The organism is Ruegeria sp. CG8, assembly GCF_056537165.1.
In genome coordinates this window covers 979,802-1,000,979 of sequence record NZ_JBQFRA010000001.1, presented here as the reverse complement: position 1 = coordinate 1,000,979, position 21,178 = coordinate 979,802, and the positions used below count along the sequence as shown (strand labels likewise).

Genomic DNA, 21,178 nt, shown 5'->3' with positions numbered 1-21,178 from the left:
CAACTTGGTTCTTCATGTGACGCAGAAGGCAGGTTTCGGCCGAAGTCCGCGCCAGACAATCAAACATTTGATTGTTTTTCGGACGCCGACTAGCCTGCGGTCAGGCCCGACTTGCGGCCGAATTGACGCAAGAGATTTCGTAAAGGAGACAATGTCTTGAAACAGATATTTACACTAACCATCGGCGCAGCGGCATTGATTGCAGGCAGCGCCTGGGCCGACACTTTCGAACGCTACGGAGAGGTCGAGGGCTGGAAGGTCTTTGCCGACAAGGACAAGAAGTCATGCCTGATCGAAGCGGTCGATGATGCCGAGAACGTGGTGCAGATGGGTCTGACCGAAGACCGCAGCGTTGGATATGTCGGTGTGTTTACCAAGGCGGAAACCGACATCAAGCGCGGAGACAAGGAGGCCGTCGCGATCCTGTTGGGCGACAACCTGTATGTCGGCGAGGCGACCGGCATGAAGGGCAACATCACCAAGGGGTATTCGGGCGGCTATGTCCTGTCGGACGACCCGCAATTCGCCGACGACCTGGCCAAGCAAAAGGTCATGGCGGTGTTTCCCGAGAAGTCCTTTGGCTTCACCGTCGATCTGACCGGCACCTACAAAGCCATGGAAATGGCGCGCGAGTGCAACGAAAAGCAACTGCAGTAACGTTAGCCTGAAAGCGCGGCCAACAACCGCGCTTTCTCTCCCTGGTCGTCGGGTCGTGAAATCACGGTGGCCAGATCCTCAAGCGATGCAATCGAATGACCGGCGCGGAAGCTGTCCACATGCGGCAGCATGGTGGCGACGCCCTTCGCCTTCGGCGCGAACCCGTCCCAGCGCAGCAGCGGGTTCAGCCAGATCAGCCGCCGGGCCGACAGGTGCAGGCGTTCGATCTCTTTTTCCAGCAGATCGGGGTCACCCCGCTCCAGCCCGTCGGTGATCAGCAGCACGACGGCCCCCTGCCCCATCACCCGGCGCGACCAGTCGCGGTTGAACTGGTGCAGGCATTCGCCGATGCGCGTGCCGCCCTCCCAATCCTGCGCCTCGGCCCCGGCGGCGGCCAGCGCGGCATCGACGTCGCGCTGATGCAGGTGCCGCGTGATGTTCGTCAGCCGCGTGCCGAAGGTGAACGCATGCACCTTGGCCCAGCCAGCCCCCTTGGCGTTCGAGACCGTGTGCAGAAAGTGCAGGATGATCCGGCTGTACTGGCTCATCGACCCCGAGATGTCACACAGCGCGATCAGATTGGGCCAGCGCGGTTTCGGTTTGACGAGTGCGATCTGTCGCATCTCGCCGCCCTGACGCATGGCCGCGCGCAAGGTGCGCGCCCGGTCGATCCGCTGGCCCAGATGGCTGGCCTGCCCCCGGCGCGAGGCGATCGGGTCCACCGGCAGTTGCAGCCGCGCCAGAATGCGCTTGGCCTGTGCGGTTTCCGCGGTGCTCATCTGTTCGAAATCCAGCGACCTCAGCCGTTCTTCGGACGAGGCGGTCTGCGTGGCATCAATCTCGATTTCGCTTTCGCCTTCTTGCTCGACGTCCTTGGGCTCGTCCCGTTCGACACCGTCCAGCAGGGCCTCGGCCGCGCGTTTTTCGCCCGCTTCGGCCATGCGTTCCTCCTGAACGCCACGAATGGCCGGCAGCATCATCGACATCATGTGCTCAAGATACCGCGGGTCGCGCCAGTACAGGCGGAAGATCTGGGCAAACACGGTGCGATGCTCGGGCCGGTTCACGAAACAGGCGTGCAGGGTCCAATAGAAATCCTGCTTGCGGGTAAAGCCCGCCGCCTGCACCGCGCGGATGGCATCGACCACGCGGCCGGGGCCGATCGGCAGCCCGGCCTTGCGCAAGGCGCGCGCGAAATGGGTGATGTTCTGCGCCAGTTTCGGATCGGTCGGAATTTCCAGCGGAAGCTGTTCGGCCATCCCTAGGCCCCCGGAGTGTTTTGGCGCCGCAAGGACATCAGACTGGTTCGAGCGTGGCTTTGGCCTGATCCAGAATGCGCTTGGCCTCAGAGCCCTGCAGTTTCTGGATGTCGTCCTGGTATTTCAGGATCGCGCCCAGCGTGTCGCCGATCACCTCGGGGCTGAGGTTGATCACGTCCAGCGCCAGCAGGCACTTTGCCCAGTCGATGGTCTCGGCCACGCCGGGTTTCTTGAACAGGTCCTCGGTGCGCAGATGCTGGACAAAGGCCACAACCTCGCGGCTCAGCGCCTCGGCGGCCTCGGGCGCGCGGGCGTGCAGGATCTCCAGCTCGCGGTCGAAATCGGGGTAGTCGACCCAGTGGTACAGGCAGCGGCGCTTGAGCGCGTCATGTACCTCGCGCGTGCGGTTCGACGTGACGATGACGATGGGCGGTTCGGGCGCCTTGATCGTGCCGATCTCGGGGATTGTCACCTGGAAATCGCTCAGCGCCTCCAGCAGGAAGGCCTCGAACGGTTCGTCGGTGCGGTCCAACTCGTCGATCAGCAGCACCGGCGGGCCAGCCGGGTCGGGCTCCATCGCCTCGAGCAATGGGCGGCGGATCAGATAGTCGCCACTGAACAGTTCCTCCTGCAGACCCTTCCGGTCGGACCCGCCGACCGCCTCGGCGGTGCGGATGGCCACCATCTGCGCGGGAAAGTTCCATTCATAGACGGCCGAGGACGCATCGAGCCCTTCATAGCATTGCAGCCGGATCAGGCGGCGGCCAAGTCCAGAGGCCAGAGCCTTGGCGATCTCGGTCTTGCCGACGCCCGCTTCACCTTCCAGAAACAGCGGCCGGCCCAGTTTCAGCGACAGGAACACCACGGTGGCCAGGGCGCGGCCACAGACATAGCCCTGTTCGCCCAGCATCTTCTGAACGGCATCGATGGAATCTGGCTGGCTCATGTGTCTCAATCTCCCTTGGCACAACAGGTCATGGCTGCCGCTGCGCGTCAAGACCGTGATCTTTCCGGGACTTGCGGCAATCTGGTCGCCTGGCAAGGTTTGTTGTCACTTTCCCGTGCGGCCTGCCTGTGCTAGCCCGGCGCCATGACCGATACTCTGACGCTCCGCCGCCCCGATGACTGGCACCTGCATCTGCGCGATGGCGCCATGCTGCAGGCCGTCCTGCCCGAAACCGCCCGCCATTTCGCGCGGGCCATCATCATGCCCAACCTTGTGCCCCCGGTGGTCACCGGCGCGCAGGCCGCGTCCTATCGCGACCGTATCCTGGCCGCCCTGCCCGAAGGCATGAGCTTTGAGCCTTTGATGACCCTGTACCTGACCGAGGATACCGACCCCGACGACATGGCCGCGGCCCATGCCAGCGGTCTGGTCAAGGCGGTCAAGCTGTACCCGGCAGGGGCCACGACCAACTCGGCCTCGGGCGTGCGGAATTTCGACAAGGTGCGCCCCGTGCTGGACCGGATGGCCGAGATCGGCCTGCCGCTCTGCGTGCACGGCGAGGTCACCGATGCCGAGATCGACATCTTCGACCGCGAGGCGGTGTTCATCGACCGCGTTCTGGACCCGATCCGCAAGGCCACGCCGGGCCTGCACGTGGTGATGGAGCATATCACCACCCGCGACGGTGTGGAGTATGTGCGCGCGAACGAAACCGATCTGGGCGCAACGATCACCGCGCATCATCTGATCATCAACCGCAACCACATCCTAGTTGGCGGAATCAAGCCGCACTACTACTGCCTGCCCGTCGCCAAAAGGGAAGAGCACCGCAAGGCGCTGGTCGATGCCGCGACTTCGGGCGACGAACGGTTCTTTCTGGGGACTGACAGCGCCCCGCATACCGACGCCAACAAGGAAATGGCCTGCGGCTGCGCGGGGTGTTTCACCGCCACGAACACCATGTCGCTGGTGGCCGAGGTCTTTGACCGCGCGGGTGCGCTGGACAAGCTGGAAGGGTTCACCTCGGTCAACGGGCCAAGGTTCTACCGGCTGCCCTTCAACGATCAGACCATCACCCTGCAGAAGGGCGAACCGGTCAGCTACCCTGACAAGATCGAAACATGCGATGGCCCGGTCACCGTGTTCGACCCCGGCTTCCCGCTTCACTGGCGCGTGGTCTAATTAACCAGCCGCTTCGCCAGATCCGCTGCGCGCCCGCCGGTGCGCAGCATCGACCAGATCGCATCCGCCTCGTCAGCGCCGATCAGTTTGGCGGCCTTGTCACGGACCCGGTCCTCACGTTCGGAAATCGAGATCGGCGCGGTCAGATCGTGGGTCGCTTCGCGCCGCGCCCCGTCCCGCCGCAGCAGCGCCAAGCGGGCCTCGGTCTCGGAAAGGGTTTCATCCGCTTCGACCGTTATCCGGTCGCGCAGCGATTGCAGGCGCGGATCGGCGCAGACCTTGTCCGTGTAGCTTTCAGGCAGGGCCGTATCGTATCCCAGCGCCTGCATGGCGATCACCGTCCGATAGGAAAACTTGGCGCCCAGCCCGGTTGTCGGTGCGGTCTGATTGCAGACGCTCATCCAACGCGGATGGGTGCGGATCTTGATCTCGGCCACCTCGGGTTCGGCGATGTCCAGATCGCGCGCAGCCTCAAGCGCGGCGTGCAGCCCGTGGCAGCAAGCGTGGAACTTGTGGCTGACGCTTTCGAACCGCCACTCATCCCCAAGCCCCGACAGCGCTGTGGCTGTGTCATCGGCACCGTGATGCGTCGCGCCAAACCCGAACGGCCCGGTCAGGGCATCGGGATTGGGAACGAACCCCCGCTGCACCAGCAGCGCGGCCTCGACCCCGACCGAAGCCGCCTGCCCCGCATTGTAGGGCTTGCCCATGGTGCCAAACTGCGCCTTGAGGCCCGCCGCCCGGGTCGCGGTCAGCCCCAGAACCCGGCGCATGGCCGCCGGATCGCATCCCAGCAGGCGGGCGGCCGCCACGGCCGCTCCGAACGCCCCCGCCGTTGCGGTCTGGTGAAACCCGACCTGATAATGCCCCCGCCCCAGCCACAGGCCAATGCGGATGGACAGTTCCATCCCCACCAAGGCCGCCTCGAGCAAATCGACGATGGGCTGATCCTGCCATTCGGCCACGGCCAGCGCGGCGGGAAACACCGCCACCGAGAGGTGGCCGATATGGGCGAAATGCGTGTCGTCATAGTCCAGCGCATGCGACACCGTGCCGTTGACCAAAGCCGCAGCGCGCATCGGCGCGGCCCCGCCGCCGAACAGGGTGGCCTGTCTGGCCCCGCCTTCGTCCAGCACCATCCTTCGCAGGATGCGCGAGACCGGCTCATTGACCCCTGCGCGCCCAACCGCCAGCCAGTCGAGCGCGGACAGAGACGTGACGATCCGCGCCTGCGCGGTTGTCTTGACCGGGCCTGCGGCGAATTCGGAAAGAGTGCGTGTGAATTCAGTCATGCGGCGCAGTCTAACGTGCACCCGCGCCGGGTAAACCCTCAGCCGTAGAGGCTGTCCGCGCGCTGCTCGAAGGCGCGCACGATCCGGTGCATCGCCTCGTTGAAGACCACGCCGATGATGCCCTGCAACACGGCGTTCTTGAACTCGAAATCCACGTGGAAGGATACGTTGCAGCCGCCCTCGGGGGCGTCTTCGAAATGCCAGTCGGATTTCATGTATTTGAATGGACCGTCCAGGTATTCGGTGTCGATCTTCTTCTGCTCGGGGAACAGCGTCACCCGACTGCCGAACCGTTCGCGGAACACCTTGAACGAGATCACCAAGTCGGCCTCCATCACCTGCGCCTCGCCCGCCGCATAGGTCCGCCGGATCCGCGCGGCCGCGCACCAAGGCAGAAACTCGGGGTATTTCGCCACATCCGCAACCAGATCATACATCTGCTGCGCGCTGTATGGGAGGTGGCGGGTTTCCGAATGAGTGGGCATGGCAACCTGGGCATTTGAAACGTGACAATGGCGCGTCATGTCGTATGTTGCGCGCCAAAGATCAAGGGGGCAGCCATGAGCCAGCGCGCATATGTGATAGATGAGATGATCTCGGCCAAGGCCATCGCGGCGCGGATCGAGGAATTGTGCCGCGAAATCACCCGCGAATTCGGCGATACCGACAAGCTGGTGGTCGTAGGCCTGCTGCGCGGCAGCTTCGTCTTCATTGCCGATCTGGTGCGCGAACTGGACCTTCCGATCGAGGTCGATTTCCTCGAGGCGTCCTCGTATGGCGATTCAATGGAAAGCAGCCGGGAAGTTCGCATTCTCAAAGACTTGCGCGGCGCAATTGAAGGGCGCGACGTACTGGTGGTCGAAGATATCGTCGACACGGGGCACACGCTGAACCACGTCACCAACCTGCTGCGCAGCCGCCAGCCGAAACGGCTCAAGTCGATTGCCTTGCTGGACAAACCCAGCCGCCGCGAGGTTGATTTCCGCGCCGATTGGATCGGCTTTGAAATCCCGGACGAATTCGTCGTGGGCTATGGCATCGACTATGCGCAACGCAACCGCAACCTGCCCTTCATCGGCAAGGTCCGCTTTACCGAAGACTGATCCCGCCGCGGATTCGAGGCCCCATGATCCTGCGCCACCTTCTGCGAATGTCCCGATGGGCGCGCAATCCGCCCTCGGACCAGCGGGTCAAGCTGGCGCTGGGCCTGATCGTGCTGTGTCTGGCGATTGCCGGCGTTGAATACAAGGGCTGGTGGCCCGAATGGGCAACCAGCCAGCCGCGCAAGCTCAGGCCGTGACCGACGCGTCCAGAACCTGACGGATTGCCGCAAGAAAGATACCCGCGCCGAAAGGGATCAGCGCATCGGGGAAATCATAGTCGGGGTTGTGCAGTTGCGGATGGTCAACCCCGGACCCCAGCCAGAACATGGCGGTTTTCGACCCCTTGGCGAACTGCCCGAAATCCTCCGAAAACCGTTGCGGCACGGTGGTCAGGCGCGGTTGTACCCCGGCCTGCGCGCAGGCTTGAGCCAGGATCAGCACGGCCTCCGGGTGATTGACGCAGGCTTCGAACACGTCGTCAAAAGTGATCTCGACACCCAGACCCTCGTCGGCGGCGGCATTGCGGACCAGCGCTTCGGCCCGATCGACCAGTTGCGCCATGCGCACGTCGGAGACGGTGCGCAACGTGACCCAAATCTCGGCCTCGCCGGGTGCTACGCCGAAGGTCGGCGCCCCCAGTTGGGCGTGGGTGACGGTGGTCAGCGCGTAATCCTCGGTCAGTTCGCCGCCCGACCCCAAGGCGGTCAGGGCCGGAATCAACTCCGCCATGGCCGAGGCCGGCGACAGCCCGTCCTGCGGGGCCGCCGCGTGCGAGGTCTTGCCCGTCAGCCGCACCCGCATCCCGCGCGAGGCGCAATTGGCCGGGCCGGAACACAGCTCGACCGCGCCCAGCTCCAGCCCCGGCAGGTTGTGCAGGGAGAACAGGAAATCCGGCTGTATTTCAGTGTATTGTGGGTCGTTCCGAAAGTCGCGTGCGCCCTTCCCGATCTCTTCGGCGGGCTGGAAGATCAGCACGACCCGACCGCGTGACACGGACGTTTGCGCCAGGTCCTGCGCCACGCCCAGCACCATCGTCATGTGGCCGTCATGCCCGCACAGATGACCCTTGCCCGGAACCCGCGAGCACCAGCGTTTGCCCGGCAACTCCAATATCGGCAGCGCATCCAGTTCGCAGCGGATGCCCACGGTCGGTCCCGGCTGGCCCGAGTCGAGCACGGCCGCGACCCCGTGCCCACCGATCCCGGTCAGAACCCGGCCGGTCACACCGCGCAGTTGCTCGGCTATGAATGCCGCTGTTTCAGCCTCTTCGCCAGAGACCTCGGGCCGCTGGTGCAAAGCGTGGCGCAACGCAGTCAGTTGCGCGAGCCGTTCGGGCGTCACGCTTGCCCCAGCTTTTTCTGTCGTGCCGCCCGCAGACGCGCGAAATCATCGCCCGCATGGTAAGACGAGCGGGTCAGCGGCGTGGCCGAGACCATCAAGAACCCTTTGCCGTAGGCGGCTTTTTCATAGGCTGCGAACTCTTCGGGCGTGACAAAGCGGTCCACGCGGTGGTGTTTCGGCGTGGGCTGCAGATACTGGCCGATGGTCAGGAAATCGATATCGGCGGCGCGCATGTCGTCCATAACCTGGCGCACCTGCTGTTCGTTCTCGCCCAGACCAACCATGATGCCCGACTTGGTGAAGATCGACGGGTCCAACTCCTTGACCTTCTGCAGCAGCCGCAGCGAGTGGAAATAACGCGCGCCCGGGCGTACCTCGGGGTACAAGCCCGGCACGGTTTCAAGGTTGTGGTTGAAAACGTCCGGCTTGGCCGCGACTACGGTTTCCAGAACCGACGGATCGCATTTCAGGAAGTCCGGGGTCAGGATCTCAATCGTGGTCTTGGGCGAACGGTGACGCACCGCGCGGATGGTCTGAGCGAAATGCTCGGCCCCGCCATCAGCCAGGTCGTCGCGGTCGACCGAGGTGATGACGACATGGTTCAGACCCAGCTTTTCCACCGCATGGGCCACCCGGCCCGGCTCGAACGCATCCAGCGCATCGGGGCGACCGGTGGCGATGTTGCAGAAGGTGCAGCCACGGGTGCAGATCTCGCCCATGATCATCATGGTCGCGTGGCCCTGGCTCCAGCATTCGCCCACATTCGGACAGCCGGCCTCTTCGCAGACGGTGACCAGGTTGTTGTCGCGCATGATCCGGCGCGTGTCGGCATAGCCCTTGCCGCCGGGCGCTTTCACCCGGATCCAGTTGGGCTTTTTCGGCTGCGCATTGTCGGGCTTATGCGCCTTTTCCGGGTGACGTTGTTCAGGGATTTTCAGATCGCGCACGGGGCCGGTTTCCTGACTTTGGGTCAATTTGGTTGGTGCATAACATAAACCGGTCGGATGTATTACGCCAGCCATGCATAGCTGCCATGCGTCAGCGTTTCGCAGATGCAGAATAGGAGCGCGACTTCCTAGGGGATCAACGCAAATTTCGACATGATTTCCGCGGACAAGAGGATATTCGCAAACGCAGCACATACCGTGTTGAAGCCGGTTTGGAATCGTTTTAACCCACGGGCCGAACAAATGTGAATCACAGGAGATGCCCCATGAAAACCGGTGCCAAGCTGCCCGACGTGACGTTCCACACCCGCGTGCGCGACGACTCGATCGAAGGGCCCAACCCATTCCGCTGGGAAGACAAGACCACGGCCGACTACTTCGCAGGCAACCGGGTCATCTTGTTCTCGCTGCCCGGTGCGTTCACGCCCACCTGCTCGACCTACCAACTGCCGGGGTTCGAAAACAACTACGAGGCGTTCAAGGCCAAGGGCATCGACGAGATCTACTGCATGTCGGTCAATGACAGCTTTGTCATGAACAAATGGGCCCAGGATCAGGGGCTGAAGAACGTCAAGGTCATTCCTGACGGGTCGGGCGAGTTCACCCGCAAGATGGGTATGCTGGTCGACAAGGCCAATCTGGGTTTTGGTATGCGCTCGTGGCGCTATGCGGCCATCATCAACGACGGTGTGGTCGAGACGTGGTTCGAAGAGCCCGGCCTGATGGACAACTGCCCCGAGGACCCCTATGGCGTTTCGTCGCCCGAAAATCTGATGAAGCATCTGGAAGAAGCGCAACAGCCCGAAATGGCCTGAGCCTTCAACCAGCCTACACTCGAAGGGCTCGCCAAGTGCGGGCCCTTTTCAGTTCCGGGTTTCCGACACGATGTTTTCGCCGACCTGCCGGATCACCTGGGCCAGTTGATCGAACCACACCGCCCCATCCGACGAATCGCGCCGCACGAGGCCGATCTGCCGCGCGGGCTCCGGGGCGCCGAACCGCAGCAGTTTCAGCCCCGGCACGGCATCGGCCTCGGAACGCGCCGCCAATTCCGGAATCAAGGTCAGGCCGAACCCCTCCGCCACCAACCGCGACAGCGTGGCCAAAGACGACGCGCCCATGTTGATATGGGCGCTGGTCCGGTCCTGCCCGCACACCTCAAGTGCCTGATCCGTCAGGCAGTGCCCGTCTTCCAGCAGCATCAGTTGGGCCGCGTTCAGGTCGATCGGGCGCAGAGCGTCGGGGCTGACGGTCAGGCTGTTCAGGCGCGTCTCGCTGCCAGCCAGCAGAAAACGATCCTCAAACAGAGGTACCTCGTCCAGGCCGCGCGCGCCCACCGGCAGGGCCAGCACGGCGGCGTCGATCTCGCCCGCTTTCAGCATCGACAGCAACCGCTCGGTGCGTGCCTCGCGTACCTGTACGCGCAGGGACACATCCGCCGACCGCAGACCAGCCAAGACACCCGGCAGCAGATACGGTGCGACCGTCGGGATCAAGCCGACCGACAGACTGCGATGCCCGGTGGAGTTGTCACGCGCAAACCGATCCAACCGTTCGGCCGCGCCCAAAATGCGCCGTGCGTGCTCAAGCGCGTCGCGCCCCAACGGTGTCAGCAGAACATCTCGGGCGCGCCTTTCAAATAGCGGCCCGCCCATGATGTCTTCCAAAGCCCGTATCTGCACCGATAGTGCCGGTTGAGACACATGACACACCTGAGCGGCCCGGCCAAAGTTGCGCTGCTCGGCCACGGCGCGGAAGTATTGCAGCTGTCTGAGGGTAAAATTCATAACCCTTGATTATCACCTGTTGCGTTTTCCGCAACTCCGGCCAATCGGACTCAAGTTGGATCAACCGATCAATCTGTCACACTCTGCTTGCTTCTCGTAATGACGCTTGAGGCGCTGCAACGCAATGCGCAGCACGATCTTCCCAGAACGTGCTGACCAGCCCATCCGTTTCTCGGCCAGTTCCAGGCCTTCCAGATAGCAACAACACCGCAGCGCAACGTCGCTCAAACCCGGACCCAGATCCGACAAGGCCCGAGCCACGCGATCACGCGCCTCGGACGACCCGCGCGCAACCTGAGCATCGCCTTCGAAACCCGCACGACCGCCAGCGGTAAGGAACCGGTCCCAGTTCTGCGTGACCCGCGGTCCGATCTGGGCCAGCTCGAAATCCTCGCGCAGTCGCTCTCCGGCGCGCACCAGGCTTTCGTCCAGAAACGGCTTTCCATCCCGGTCGCGCCGGCGCGACAAGGCAATCAGGGGGCTCTCCGCTGCGCAATAACGGATGCGCCGTGGACGCTTCTCGTCGGCTTGACTGCGCGTTTTGAACTTCGCCGGTGCCTCGGCCATGCCATATTCAGTCTGTGTCCGCGCGCGGTTTTCGGCATCGGCAATCAACTGGCTTAATGCGGTTCGGCCCATTTGCGTGATCCGGTAACGCGACACACGCCCCGCATTGTCACAAACGATCCAGTCCTTCAGAGCCAGAGCCTGAGCGGTCTTGCAATCAACAACGGCGGTCCGAGTTGTACCGCCCTCGCCGCTGTCGCGGACAACGACCGCCTTTTCCATGTCCTCGGCCACGGCCAGAACCGCACCCGTTTCGCAAAGGCGCCGCAGCACCCGCAAAGCCTCGCGCTCGAACGCCTCGTCTTCGGCATTGGGAATGCGATGAGGATCATCGCCGACGCTAAACAAGGGACCAGAGGCGACTTCATTCCCCGCACCGGGAAAGTGTGTTTCGGCAAGTGACTGCAGTGCTGCATCCACCAAGGGATCGTCGCGGCGCATTTCGATCCTTCGAATCTGTCGCAGAATGGTTGACGCGTGACACCCTGCCGACCGCGCCAGATCCCGGATCGACCGTCCCGCCTCGGTATGGGCCAGGTATCGCTGTGCCCCTTCGGGAACCCAAGCTGGAACGGTGAATGCGGTGCTGTTTTCCATCGTTATTCGCCCTCGTCGACAATCAAACTGCCACTGTCCGCCGTCGGATAAAGTGTTAACCAAATCTACCTAGAGTTGCTTTCGTTACTCGTTCGTTAACCTCCAACGGCTCTGACCAGAATTGATTCAAAAAGATAAACAGTCGTGAAACCATCGTTCGGCGCGAGCCCGATCACGGCAACACCCGCTTGGGTTGTGCAAAATTGCTGCAGGCAAAATTGAACAGAGGAACGCCGAAATGCAGGACCTGATGACTATGATCACCGCCCTCCGCCGCCCGCGGCTGCTGTCTCGGGCAGCCAAGGTCGGAGCACAGGAATACGACCGTGACCGCCACTTGCAGCGCCTGTTTGGCTATGGCGCGCTACCGGGAACCGGAGCGGCCTTGATGCGACTGTTGGAGATGGAGCGGAGCGTCGACGACCAACGACGCTCGGGCGACGCCGCGTATTCGCTGGTTCGCCACCTGGACCTACTGATCGCTTTGATTGGTGAGGCGCGACTGCATCAAGCCAGCCGCGCCCCGGAACTTCATGTCGTCAAGTGAAGGCGTCGGGCATGGACGCTTTCTTTTCCTCGACATAGGCGGTTAGTGCCGCCAGTTTTTCCGGGTCGAGTTGCGGTTGCTGGTAGTTGGCCAGCAGATGCTCGACCCGGGCCGAGGCCAGCATGCGCGTGTCCCGCGCACCCTCTTCTTCCCATGTTTCAAAGGGTTTGTAGTCCAGCAGGTCGGTCTTCCAGAAGGCGCTTTGGAAATTGGCCTGGGTGTGCGCACAACCAAGATAGTGACCACCCGGCCCCACCTCACGAATCGCGTCCATGGCCTGCGCGTTTTCATCATAGGCCACCCCTTTGGCCAACGCATGAAGCGCTCCCAACTGATCGGCATCCATGACGAATTTTTCGAAGTCCGCAACCAGACCGCCTTCGAGCCAGCCACATGCATGCAACATGAAGTTGACGCCTGACAGCAGACCCATGTTCAGCGAATTCGCAGTCTCGTAAGCCGCCTGCGCGTCCGGAAGCTTGGACCCGCAGAACGACCCGGCCGAGCGGTATGGAACACCCAAACGGCGCGCCAACTGACCGGCGCCATAGGTGATGTGCGCGGCTTCGGGCGTGCCGAAAGTCGGTGCACCAGAGTTCATGTCGATCGACGACACGAATGCGCCAAAAATGGCCGGTGCACCCGGGCGGATGATCTGGCTGTAGGCGATGCCGGCCAGCACCTCGGCCAGCACCTGCGTCAGAGTACCAGCAACCGAAACCGGGGCCATCGCGCCGCCCACGATGAAGGGCGAGATGATGCAGGCCTGATTGTTGCGCGCATAGACTTCCAGCGACCCCATCATCACGTCGTCGAACGTCATCGGCGAGTTGATGTTGGTGAGCGAGGTCATCACGGTGTTTTCCTGCACGAACTCCTTGCCGAACAGGATTTCGCACATCTCGACCGAATCCTGCGCCCGGCTGGGATCGGTTACCGACCCCATGAAGGGTTTGTCCGACAGCGTCATATGCGCCATCAGCATGTCGAGGTGCCGCTTGTTCACCGGAACGTCCGTCGGTTCGCAGACCGTGCCGCCCGAGTGGTGCAGCCACTTGGACATGTAGGCCAGTTTCACGAACTTGTTGAAATCGTCCATCGTGGCATAGCGGCGGCCACCCTGTGCGTCCCGCACGAAAGGCGGTCCGTAGACCGGCGCCAGCACAAGGTTGCGCCCGCCGATTACCACCGATTTTTCGGGGTTGCGCGCGTGCTGCGTGAATTCCTTGGGCGCGGTCTTGATCAGTTCGCGGGCCAGACCTCGCGGAATGCGAACGCGCTCACCATCGATGACGGCCCCGGCATCGCGCCATCGTTCCAGCGCCGCAGGGTTGTCGACGAAATTGACGCCGACCTCCTCCAGCACGGTTTCCGCATTGGCCTCGATGATCTCCAACGCTTCGTCATTGAGGATCTCGAAGTTCGGAATGTTGCGTTCGATATACTTCGCCGTTTCGATCCGAACCGCGGTACGCTCGGCCCGGCGGGCGGCGCCTCCGCCACCACGCGCTCTGCGTCGGGTGCTTGCCTCTGTCATGAGATGATCCCGTGTGAAAGTTTAGATTGGATTGCTTGTTACAAGATGCCGCGACTTCACCAGATGTGGATTCCGGCGCAATAGGGGGAAAAGCGACATATTCCGCGCTGTCCAGCACCAGCAACAGGCCTTACGGGGCGTCAGGTTGGCTTGCTGAAATAAACCTTGTTCCCCTCGTGCTCGGTCTCCTGCCACCCAAGATGGCGGTACATCGCGCGGGTGCCCGTCATCAGGCGGTGGGTTGTCAGGCGCATGTTCCGAACTCCGTTTTCGCGAGCCTCTGTCGCGACGAAATCGACCAGCCGACGAGCAATGCCCCGCCCTTGCGCATCCGGTGAAACGGCCAGATTGAAGATCATCGCGGTTTCTCTTTCGAAACCAAAAACCACGACACCCTGCAGGGATGTTTCATCCACGGCCACAACGACGTTCCGGTCGCGAATGTCCTCCTCGACCCCCTCGGTCACATCCGGCAGGTCGGGAATGGACTGGCGCGCTGCGGCATAGGCCGCTTCGATACATCGGCGGATGGGCTCCGCATCGGTTGCCACAGCCCTTCTGAGCGAAATTCCGGTCATTCAATGCGCTCCGCGTCACTCTTTCCCGCCAAATGACGTCAAGGCGCTTGCACATGCAAGGCTTCCGACCTAAAGGCCGGGTATGACCGAGACATCCCATGACCGCCTTCTGATCATCGACTTCGGCAGCCAGGTAACGCAGCTGATCGCCCGCCGCCTGCGCGAGTTGAACGTCTATTGCGAAATCCACCCCTACCAGAACGTCACGATGGATTTCGTGCGGGACATGGCCCCGCGCGCCATCATCTTTTCCGGCGGGCCGGACAGCGTGACCCGCGAGGGATCACCGCGCGTCCCGCAAGAGATATTCGAGTATGGCGTTCCGATCCTGGGCATCTGCTATGGCCAGCAGGTCATGATGCACCAGCTGGGCGGCAAGGTCGAAAGCGGCCACGGCACCGCCGAGTTCGGGCGGGCTTTCGTGACGCCGCGCGGCAAGCTCGACCTGCTCGAGGGCTGGTTCACCGATGGCGACGAACAGGTCTGGATGAGCCACGGTGATCATGTGAGCCAAATCGCACCGGGGTTCGAGGTGTTCGGCACCTCGCCCAACGCGCCTTTCGCGATCACCGCCGATACCAGCCGTCATTTCTATGCCGTGCAGTTCCACCCCGAGGTGCACCACACCCCCAAGGGCGCAAAACTGTACGAGAATTTCGTGAAACTGGCCGGGTTCAAGGGCGACTGGACCATGGGCGCCTATCGCGACGAGATGATCCGCAAGATCCGCGAACAGGTCGGCGACAAGAAGGTGATCTGCGGTCTGTCGGGCGGCGTCGACAGCTCGGTCGCGGCGATCCTGATCCACGAGGCGATCGGCGACCAGCTGACCTGCGTCTTCGTCGATCACGGCCTGCTGCGCAAGAACGAGGCGCAGGAAGTCGTCTCGATGTTCCGCGACAACTACAACATCCAACTGATCCACGCAGATGAAAGCGAGCTGTTCTTGGGCGAGCTAGAGGGCGTCTCGGACCCCGAGACCAAGCGCAAGATCATCGGCAAGCTGTTCATCGACGTGTTCCAGAAACACGCCGACACGATCGAGGGCGCCGAGTTCCTGGCCCAGGGCACGCTGTACCCCGATGTCATTGAATCGGTGTCGTTTTCCGGCGGCCCGTCAGTCACGATCAAATCGCATCACAACGTCGGCGGCCTGCCCGAAAAGATGGGCCTGAAACTGGTCGAGCCGCTGCGTGAACTGTTCAAGGACGAAGTGCGCGCGCTGGGCCGTGAACTGGGCCTGCCGCCCAGCTTTATCGGCCGCCACCCCTTCCCCGGACCGGGTCTGGCCATCCGCTGCCCGGGCGAGATCACCCGCGAAAAGCTGGAAATCCTGCGCGAGGCCGACGCGATCTATATCGACCAGATCCGCAAGCACGGCCTGTATGACGAGATCTGGCAGGCCTTCGTCGCGATCCTTCCGGTGCGCACAGTCGGCGTGATGGGCGACGGGCGCACCTATGACTATGCCTGCGCCTTGCGGGCGGTGACCTCGGTTGATGGAATGACGGCCGATTACTACCCGTTCACCCACGAATTCCTGGGCGAAACCGCCACCCGGATCATCAACGAGGTCAAGGGCATCAACCGTTGCACCTATGACATCACCTCCAAGCCTCCGGGCACGATCGAATGGGAATGACACCAAAAGCCGGGCGCTGACCCGGCTTTTTTGTTGTTGTGAACCGGCGTCGGTTTTGGTTCGGTGGCCAAACGCACGCTCAGCCCAAGGATCGAAACATGCGCGATAGCAAATCGATGATTGCCAAAACCGCGCTGTGGATGACCGGGGCGATCGCTTCTTTCTCGTCAATGGCCGTTGCCGGGCGCGAGCTTAGCCTGACGCACGACACGTTTGAAATCATGATGTACCGCAGCATTGTCGGCGTCATCGTCGTTTCGGCCGTTTTGACGGCAACCGGCAAATGGCACCAGGTATCGACACAACGTCTGGGTCTGCACGCGGTTCGAAACTCGTTGCATTTTGCGGGCCAAAACCTGTGGTTCTACGCTGTCAGCGTCATCCCGCTGGCGCAGGTTTTTGCGTTGGAATTTACGCAACCGATATGGGTCGTACTCCTGTCTCCGCTTCTGCTGGGCGAGCGCCTGACCCCCACACGGGTCATGTCGGCAATCATAGGTTTCGCAGGCATATTGATCGTCGCCCGACCCGGAGCCACACCGCTCACGCCCGGTGTTCTTGCAGCGGCCTCCTCGGCTGTTTTCTTTGCGCTTACAACGATTTCGACGAAGAAACTGACAGGGTTCGCCAGCATCGGATGCATCGTTTTCTGGCTGACTACGATGCAGGCCGCAATGGGTCTTGCTGTTGCCGGAGCGGACGGGCAGATCGTTCTGCCAACCGCTCAAAGCGTGCCCCTGTTGTTGCTGGTCGGGCTGGCCGGCCTGCTGGCCCATTTCTGCATTACAAACGCGCTTGCCATCGCTCCGGCCACGGTCGTTATTCCCTTTGATTTCGCGCGCCTGCCGACGATCGCCATTGTTGGGATGCTGCTGTATCACGAACCCCTGGATCAGTGGACCATGCTGGGCGCCGTCGTGATTTTCTCGGGCATATTCCTGAATGTCTGGTCCGAAGGCCGCGCGGGATCGGGCACTCTGGCAAAAACCACACACAAAAACTGACGTTCGGTCACTGGCAGAAACTAACGTATGGTCAGTGGTTGACGTTTTTTTAAACTCCCCGTGAATAATGGTCACAGAAATCACCGCCACTGACACTCACAAGACAATACTGTGGCGCCGGATAGTGAAAAGGGAGGAATACATGAAGAAAGCGCTGTTACAGGCGTGCGTGCTCTGTGCAGGGGCGACCGCCGCTCATGCCGGCGGTATCGACCGTAGTGGGCAAGGCATCAACATTATCTTTGAGGAAGGTTCCGTCGTACAGTTTCGCCTGGGCTACACCAACCCAAGCGTAAGCGGCACGATGCTGGGCGTTGACTCGGGCAACGTTGCAAACGACTTCTTCTCGCCTCATCTCGCGTACAAGCACGCCTTCACCGACCAACTCGACTTTGCGCTGATCTATGACGAACCGTTCGGTGCCGATATCGCCTACGGTTCGAACTACCCGCTCTCGCAGAACCCGATCCCGGGCGGTCGCACTGACGTTCTGCGCGCGAAAGCCGACACAGAGGCAATTACTGCCTTGTTGCGCTACAAGTTCGACGGCGGCTTCAGCGCCATCGGTGGTCTGCGTATTCAGCGGCTCAGCGCTGACGTTGCCGTGCCGGCGGCGGCTGGTTACGAGGTGAATGCCGACAAGGATACCGCGCTGGGTTACGTCGTAGGTGTGGCTTGGGAAAAGCCCGAGATCGCAGCGCGCGTGGCGCTGACCTACAACTCGAAAATTTCCCATGACCTGTCGCAAACGGAGTCGGTGAACCCAATCCCGATCCCGCCGATCCCGCCTGGAACCGTGGCGACATTCGACACTTCCAGCGAGGTCGTTTCTCCGCAATCGGTGAACCTGGACTTCCAGACCGGCGTTGCCCCCAAGACATTGCTGTTCGGATCGATCCGCTGGGTCGATTGGCCGCAAACGGTTTACGATCCCCCGAACTATCCGCCGACCAGCGCGCTGGTGGACTATGACGATCCGACCTGGACCTATTCGCTGGGTCTTGGCTACCAGTTCTCCGAACAATTCTCGGGCGCTGTGACCCTTGGCTATGAATCGGCAACCAATGAGCCCGTTTCCAACCTGGGTCCGACCGACGGGTTCTGGAGCATCGGCCTTGGCGGCACCTACTCGATGGAACGCGCCAAGATTTCGGGCGGCGTTCGCTATACCGATCTGGGCGACGCAACCGCTGACGGTGCTGGCCCCGGGGCGCGGGCGAACTTCTCTGGAAACAGCGCGTGGAGCGTTGGTATTCAGGTGACCTACGCCCTGAACTAAGGGATACGCTCATACAGAATTGGAAAACCCCGCCCTTGTGGCGGGGTTTTTCGCATGATCCGGGTCGCTTACCGAATTGCCGAATGCAAGTATTCCGCGTGAGGCAAACAGAAACATGCAAGAAATAGCCATGACGCAACAAAAATCCCTCTCCGCCCTTGCTTGGTTCGAGCTCATTCTTCTTGGACTGATCTGGGGCGCGTCCTTCCTGGCGATCCGCGTCGCACTGGACACGATACCTGTGATGACGGCCGTGTTTCATCGCGTTTTCTGGGCCGCGCTTGCGCTTTGGGCCGTCGTTCTCCTCCGCCGAGAAACGATACCGAGGGACCCGCGTATTTGGGGCGCTTTTCTGGTCATGGGTCTGTTGAACAACGTATTGCCCTTCTCGCTGATGGCCTGGGGCCAATTGTATGTCGACACCGGTCTGACCTCGATCTTGAACGCTGCCACGGCAATCTTCGGTGTTCTGGTTGCTGCTGCGTTCTTTCCCGACGAGCGACTGACCAAACGTCGAGCCGTGGGCGTTGCGCTTGGCTTTGGCGGAGTTTCCACCGCAATCGGATTGCACAATTTCCTTGGGTTCAGCCTTCAAAGCGCTGCTCAGTTGGCCATTTTGGCGGGGACCGTATCCTATGCGCTGGCGGCTGTCTGGGCCCGTTTGCGCTTGTCAGGCCTGGCGCCGCAGGTTGCGGCGGCGGGAATGCTGAGCGGGTCAACCATCGTCATGCTGCCGGTAATGCTGGTCGTCGACGGTGTGCCGTCGTTCGACTTGCCTATGACAACTTGGCTCGCCGTAGCTTATTACGCACTCGTCGCTACGGCTGGGGCCTACTTGCTGTACTACAGGGTTCTGGCCGCAGCCGGCAGCGGCAACCTGCTGCTGGTCACCCTGATCATCCCTCCGGTCGCCATTCTGCTGGGCGCCTATGTCCGGCACGAAACCCTTGCCCCGAATGCCTTCATCGGCTTTGCGATCCTTGCATTGGGGCTATTGATCCTAAGCCGATCCCGCAGCCGAGATTGACGCCATCGCCGGGCCGATTTAGCTAGGACAAAACAAGGGACGGTTGCACATGATCTACAGCTCGGCAAAGGACTGGCGCGAAGCGGCGCGCAAAAAGGTGCTGTTTTTCGGCATGTCCGGCTTGGGCAAGACTTACGTGTCGAACATCCTTCGCGACTCGGGCGACTGGTTCCACTACTCGATCGATTATCGAATTGGCACGCGTTACATGGGTGAATACATCACCGACAACGCCAAGGCTGAGGCAATGAAGGTTCCCTTTCTGCGGGATCTGCTGCTCTCTGACTCGATCTATATCGGTTCCAACATTTCGTTCGAAAACTTGACGCCGGTCGCCGCCTATCTGGGCAAGCCCGGAAACCCGGCCTTGGGTGGGCTGGCGATGCCGGAATATCGGCGTAGACAAGAGCAGTTCCGGCAGGCCGAAATCCACGCTCTGCTGGACACCGAATTTTTCATTGACCGCGCTCAGCGTCTGTACGGGTACCCGCATTTTATCTGTGACACCGGCGGGTCAATCTGCGAATGGGTGGACCCTGACAACCCTTCCGACCACGTCCTGTCGGAACTGTCGCGCCAGACCTTGATGGTCTGGATCAAGGGTGACGACGATCACACCGCCGAACTGATCCGACGGTTCGACAAGGCTCCCAAACCGATGTCGTATCAGGCCGATTTCCTCACGCGCACCTGGCAGGAATACCTTGATCAGCACGGCTGCGCCGAGGCAGAGGTCAATCCCGACGACTTCATCCGCTGGACCTATGCCCGCGCCCTGGCCCACCGACAGCCCAGATACCAATCCATGGCTGAGAATTGGGGGGTCACTGTTACCGCCGACGCAATCGGAAAGGTGCGGGATGCGCGTGATTTCGATGAGTTGATCGAGAGCACACTTGAGACCCGCGCCGCGGCGTCCTAACTAGAACGCTTCAGAAGAAACTGGAAAAACCCGCCTCATGCCTATCAAGATTCCGTCCGACCTCCCGGCCTTTGACGTTCTGACGAAAGAGGGCGTCATGGTCATGGCCGAGGATCAGGCCGCACGGCAGGACATCCGGCCCCTGAAGATCGGGTTGCTGAACCTGATGCCGAAGAAAATCCAGACCGAAAACCAGTTTGCCCGATTGATCGGCGCGACGCCTCTGCAGATCGAGTTGTCCCTGATCCGCATGACCGAGCATCAGACCAAAAACACCGCGGCCGAACACATGGAAGAGTTCTACCGCCCCTTTCAGGACGTGAAGGACCAGAAATTTGACGGCCTGATCATCACCGGCGCCCCCATCGAGCATCTGGAGTTTCAGGACGTCACCTATTGGGACGAACTGACCGAGGTTTTCGAATGGACCCGAACCAATGTGCATTCGACCTTCGGCGTGTGCTGGGGTGGTATGGCGATGATCTATCACTTTCATGGCGTCAAAAAGTATATGTTGGACGCCAAGGCGTTTGGGTGTTTCCGGCATCGGAACCTGTCACCGGCCTCGCCTTTCCTGCGAGGCTTCTCGGATGACTGCGTGATCCCGGTCAGTCGCTGGACCGAAGTCCGTCAGGATGAAATCGACGCTGCCGAAGGGCTTGTGACCCTTCTGGGCAGCGACGAGGTCGGTCCGTGTCTTGTTGAAGATCGGCAGAACCGGGCGCTGTATATCTTCAATCACTTCGAATACGACAGTGACACCCTGAAACAGGAATACGACCGGGACGTGGCCAATGGCACTCCGATCAACGTGCCCATCAACTATTATCCCGACGATGACCCGTCCCGCACGCCTCAGAACCGGTGGCGTAGCCATGCGCATCTGCTGTATGGGAACTGGATCAACGAGATCTACCAGACCACTCCTTTCGACATGACGAAAATTGGTCATTAAGTCGTTGAT

At 61.5% G+C, this 21,178-nt stretch carries 22 protein-coding genes; 12 read left to right on the top strand and 10 right to left on the bottom strand.

The window, feature by feature from the left end:
• Positions 1 to 156: 156 nt before the first annotated feature.
• Positions 157 to 657: a hypothetical protein gene (locus ACR0EF_RS04875; RefSeq protein ID WP_170371157.1), complete on the top strand. Its 501-nt coding sequence runs from the start codon at positions 157 to 159 to the stop codon at positions 655 to 657.
• Between the two features lie 2 nt (positions 658 to 659).
• On the opposite strand, the gene ACR0EF_RS04870 is transcribed toward ACR0EF_RS04875, so the two are convergent.
• On the bottom strand, positions 660 to 1,916 hold the full coding sequence (locus ACR0EF_RS04870; protein WP_170371158.1) for a vWA domain-containing protein: 1,257 nt from the start codon (positions 1,914 to 1,916) through the stop codon (positions 660 to 662).
• Positions 1,917 to 1,953: 37 nt separating this feature from the next.
• Positions 1,954 to 2,862 carry an AAA family ATPase gene (locus ACR0EF_RS04865; protein ID WP_170367019.1) on the bottom strand — a complete coding sequence of 303 codons (909 nt, stop codon included), beginning with the start codon at positions 2,860 to 2,862 and terminating at the stop codon, positions 1,954 to 1,956.
• Positions 2,863 to 3,006: 144 nt separating this feature from the next.
• On the opposite strand from ACR0EF_RS04865, the gene pyrC reads away from it, so the two are divergent.
• Entirely contained in the window at positions 3,007 to 4,044 is a 1,038-nt protein-coding gene (gene pyrC / locus ACR0EF_RS04860) for a dihydroorotase (RefSeq protein WP_170367018.1), read from the top strand.
• Here the strand turns inward: pyrC and ACR0EF_RS04855 are convergent.
• On the bottom strand, positions 4,041 to 5,336 hold the full coding sequence (locus ACR0EF_RS04855) for an MmgE/PrpD family protein (RefSeq protein ID WP_170371159.1): 1,296 nt from the start codon (positions 5,334 to 5,336) through the stop codon (positions 4,041 to 4,043). The two genes, pyrC and ACR0EF_RS04855, sit on opposite strands and share 4 nt — an antisense overlap.
• A 38-nt stretch (positions 5,337 to 5,374) precedes the next feature.
• Entirely contained in the window at positions 5,375 to 5,821 is a 447-nt protein-coding gene (locus ACR0EF_RS04850) for a type II toxin-antitoxin system RatA family toxin (RefSeq protein WP_170371160.1), read from the bottom strand.
• Positions 5,822 to 5,896: 75 nt separating this feature from the next.
• On the opposite strand from ACR0EF_RS04850, the gene hpt reads away from it, so the two are divergent.
• Entirely contained in the window at positions 5,897 to 6,439 is a 543-nt protein-coding gene (hpt, locus tag ACR0EF_RS04845) for a hypoxanthine phosphoribosyltransferase (protein ID WP_005983543.1), read from the top strand.
• Positions 6,440 to 6,486: 47 nt separating this feature from the next.
• On the top strand, positions 6,487 to 6,636 hold the full coding sequence (locus ACR0EF_RS04840) for a hypothetical protein (protein WP_170371029.1): 150 nt from the start codon (positions 6,487 to 6,489) through the stop codon (positions 6,634 to 6,636).
• Here the strand turns inward: ACR0EF_RS04840 and ACR0EF_RS04835 are convergent.
• The gene (locus ACR0EF_RS04835; RefSeq protein WP_170371161.1) at positions 6,626 to 7,780 is read right to left on the bottom strand and encodes an amidohydrolase; all 1,155 of its coding nucleotides are present in this window, start codon (positions 7,778 to 7,780) and stop codon (positions 6,626 to 6,628) included. The genes ACR0EF_RS04840 and ACR0EF_RS04835 overlap by 11 nt on opposite strands.
• Positions 7,777 to 8,727, bottom strand: coding sequence for a lipoyl synthase (lipA, locus tag ACR0EF_RS04830; protein WP_170371162.1), 951 nt, complete (start codon positions 8,725 to 8,727; stop codon positions 7,777 to 7,779). The genes ACR0EF_RS04835 and lipA overlap by 4 nt, the downstream gene beginning before the upstream one ends.
• Positions 8,728 to 8,993: 266 nt before the next feature.
• On the opposite strand from lipA, the gene ACR0EF_RS04825 reads away from it, so the two are divergent.
• Positions 8,994 to 9,542, top strand: coding sequence for a peroxiredoxin (locus tag ACR0EF_RS04825; RefSeq protein WP_170371163.1), 549 nt, complete (start codon positions 8,994 to 8,996; stop codon positions 9,540 to 9,542).
• A gap of 48 nt (positions 9,543 to 9,590) precedes the next feature.
• Here ACR0EF_RS04825 and ACR0EF_RS04820 read toward each other — a convergent pair whose 3' ends face one another.
• Both ACR0EF_RS04820 and ACR0EF_RS04815 read right to left on the bottom strand, forming a co-directional pair.
• Positions 9,591 to 10,514 (bottom strand): LysR substrate-binding domain-containing protein, encoded by a 924-nt coding sequence (locus ACR0EF_RS04820; protein WP_170357636.1) that lies wholly within the window; start codon positions 10,512 to 10,514, stop codon positions 9,591 to 9,593.
• A gap of 60 nt (positions 10,515 to 10,574) precedes the next feature.
• Positions 10,575 to 11,678 carry a DUF6456 domain-containing protein gene (locus ACR0EF_RS04815; RefSeq protein WP_170371164.1) on the bottom strand — a complete coding sequence of 368 codons (1,104 nt, stop codon included), beginning with the start codon at positions 11,676 to 11,678 and terminating at the stop codon, positions 10,575 to 10,577.
• Positions 11,679 to 11,916: 238 nt separating this feature from the next.
• Here ACR0EF_RS04815 and ACR0EF_RS04810 point away from each other — a divergent pair, with 238 nt between their 5' ends.
• A complete protein-coding gene (locus ACR0EF_RS04810) occupies positions 11,917 to 12,225 on the top strand; it encodes a DUF6477 family protein (RefSeq protein WP_093961906.1) in 309 nt (102 codons plus the stop codon).
• Here ACR0EF_RS04810 and ACR0EF_RS04805 read toward each other — a convergent pair.
• Positions 12,218 to 13,762 carry a trimethylamine methyltransferase family protein gene (locus ACR0EF_RS04805; protein ID WP_170371165.1) on the bottom strand — a complete coding sequence of 515 codons (1,545 nt, stop codon included), beginning with the start codon at positions 13,760 to 13,762 and terminating at the stop codon, positions 12,218 to 12,220. The two genes, ACR0EF_RS04810 and ACR0EF_RS04805, sit on opposite strands and share 8 nt — an antisense overlap.
• A gap of 140 nt (positions 13,763 to 13,902) precedes the next feature.
• Positions 13,903 to 14,340, bottom strand: a complete 438-nt coding sequence (locus tag ACR0EF_RS04800) for a GNAT family N-acetyltransferase (protein WP_170371166.1) — start codon at positions 14,338 to 14,340, stop codon at positions 13,903 to 13,905.
• An 82-nt stretch (positions 14,341 to 14,422) separates the two neighbouring features.
• Between ACR0EF_RS04800 and guaA the strand changes: the two genes are divergently transcribed.
• The 6 genes from guaA to metA all read left to right on the top strand — a co-directional run bounded on the left by guaA (position 14,423) and on the right by metA (position 21,169).
• Positions 14,423 to 15,982, top strand: a complete 1,560-nt coding sequence (gene guaA / locus ACR0EF_RS04795) for a glutamine-hydrolyzing GMP synthase (protein WP_170339441.1) — start codon at positions 14,423 to 14,425, stop codon at positions 15,980 to 15,982.
• Between the two features lie 98 nt (positions 15,983 to 16,080).
• On the top strand, positions 16,081 to 16,986 hold the full coding sequence (locus ACR0EF_RS04790) for a DMT family transporter (protein ID WP_170371167.1): 906 nt from the start codon (positions 16,081 to 16,083) through the stop codon (positions 16,984 to 16,986).
• A 142-nt stretch (positions 16,987 to 17,128) separates the two neighbouring features.
• Positions 17,129 to 18,265 (top strand): OmpP1/FadL family transporter, encoded by a 1,137-nt coding sequence (locus ACR0EF_RS04785; RefSeq protein WP_170339445.1) that lies wholly within the window; start codon positions 17,129 to 17,131, stop codon positions 18,263 to 18,265.
• Positions 18,266 to 18,395: 130 nt separating this feature from the next.
• Positions 18,396 to 19,292 carry a DMT family transporter gene (locus ACR0EF_RS04780; RefSeq protein WP_170367009.1) on the top strand — a complete coding sequence of 299 codons (897 nt, stop codon included), beginning with the start codon at positions 18,396 to 18,398 and terminating at the stop codon, positions 19,290 to 19,292.
• Positions 19,293 to 19,341: 49 nt separating this feature from the next.
• Entirely contained in the window at positions 19,342 to 20,214 is an 873-nt protein-coding gene (locus tag ACR0EF_RS04775; RefSeq protein ID WP_170339449.1) for an ATPase, read from the top strand.
• 37 nt (positions 20,215 to 20,251) lie between these two features.
• Positions 20,252 to 21,169 (top strand): homoserine O-acetyltransferase MetA, encoded by a 918-nt coding sequence (gene metA, locus ACR0EF_RS04770; RefSeq protein WP_093961900.1) that lies wholly within the window; start codon positions 20,252 to 20,254, stop codon positions 21,167 to 21,169.
• Positions 21,170 to 21,178: the final 9 nt, after the last annotated feature.

What these genes read in the sequence shown, in the direction of transcription:
- ACR0EF_RS04870 (WP_170371158.1), bottom strand. Translation starts at nt 1,916, where the DNA reads ATGGCCGAACAGCTTCCGCTGGAAATTCCGACCGATCCGAAACTGGCG.
- ACR0EF_RS04865 (WP_170367019.1), bottom strand. Translation starts at nt 2,862, where the DNA reads ATGAGCCAGCCAGATTCCATCGATGCCGTTCAGAAGATGCTGGGCGAA.
- pyrC (WP_170367018.1), top strand. Translation starts at nt 3,007, where the DNA reads ATGACCGATACTCTGACGCTCCGCCGCCCCGATGACTGGCACCTGCAT.
- ACR0EF_RS04855 (WP_170371159.1), bottom strand. Translation starts at nt 5,336, where the DNA reads ATGACTGAATTCACACGCACTCTTTCCGAATTCGCCGCAGGCCCGGTC.
- ACR0EF_RS04850 (WP_170371160.1), bottom strand. Translation starts at nt 5,821, where the DNA reads ATGCCCACTCATTCGGAAACCCGCCACCTCCCATACAGCGCGCAGCAG.
- hpt (WP_005983543.1), top strand. Translation starts at nt 5,897, where the DNA reads ATGAGCCAGCGCGCATATGTGATAGATGAGATGATCTCGGCCAAGGCC.
- ACR0EF_RS04840 (WP_170371029.1), top strand. Translation starts at nt 6,487, where the DNA reads ATGTCCCGATGGGCGCGCAATCCGCCCTCGGACCAGCGGGTCAAGCTG.
- ACR0EF_RS04825 (WP_170371163.1), top strand. Translation starts at nt 8,994, where the DNA reads ATGAAAACCGGTGCCAAGCTGCCCGACGTGACGTTCCACACCCGCGTG.
- ACR0EF_RS04820 (WP_170357636.1), bottom strand. Translation starts at nt 10,514, where the DNA reads ATGAATTTTACCCTCAGACAGCTGCAATACTTCCGCGCCGTGGCCGAG.
- ACR0EF_RS04815 (WP_170371164.1), bottom strand. Translation starts at nt 11,678, where the DNA reads ATGGAAAACAGCACCGCATTCACCGTTCCAGCTTGGGTTCCCGAAGGG.
- ACR0EF_RS04810 (WP_093961906.1), top strand. Translation starts at nt 11,917, where the DNA reads ATGCAGGACCTGATGACTATGATCACCGCCCTCCGCCGCCCGCGGCTG.
- ACR0EF_RS04805 (WP_170371165.1), bottom strand. Translation starts at nt 13,762, where the DNA reads ATGACAGAGGCAAGCACCCGACGCAGAGCGCGTGGTGGCGGAGGCGCC.
- ACR0EF_RS04800 (WP_170371166.1), bottom strand. Translation starts at nt 14,340, where the DNA reads ATGACCGGAATTTCGCTCAGAAGGGCTGTGGCAACCGATGCGGAGCCC.
- guaA (WP_170339441.1), top strand. Translation starts at nt 14,423, where the DNA reads ATGACCGAGACATCCCATGACCGCCTTCTGATCATCGACTTCGGCAGC.
- ACR0EF_RS04790 (WP_170371167.1), top strand. Translation starts at nt 16,081, where the DNA reads ATGCGCGATAGCAAATCGATGATTGCCAAAACCGCGCTGTGGATGACC.
- ACR0EF_RS04785 (WP_170339445.1), top strand. Translation starts at nt 17,129, where the DNA reads ATGAAGAAAGCGCTGTTACAGGCGTGCGTGCTCTGTGCAGGGGCGACC.
- ACR0EF_RS04780 (WP_170367009.1), top strand. Translation starts at nt 18,396, where the DNA reads ATGACGCAACAAAAATCCCTCTCCGCCCTTGCTTGGTTCGAGCTCATT.
- ACR0EF_RS04775 (WP_170339449.1), top strand. Translation starts at nt 19,342, where the DNA reads ATGATCTACAGCTCGGCAAAGGACTGGCGCGAAGCGGCGCGCAAAAAG.
- metA (WP_093961900.1), top strand. Translation starts at nt 20,252, where the DNA reads ATGCCTATCAAGATTCCGTCCGACCTCCCGGCCTTTGACGTTCTGACG.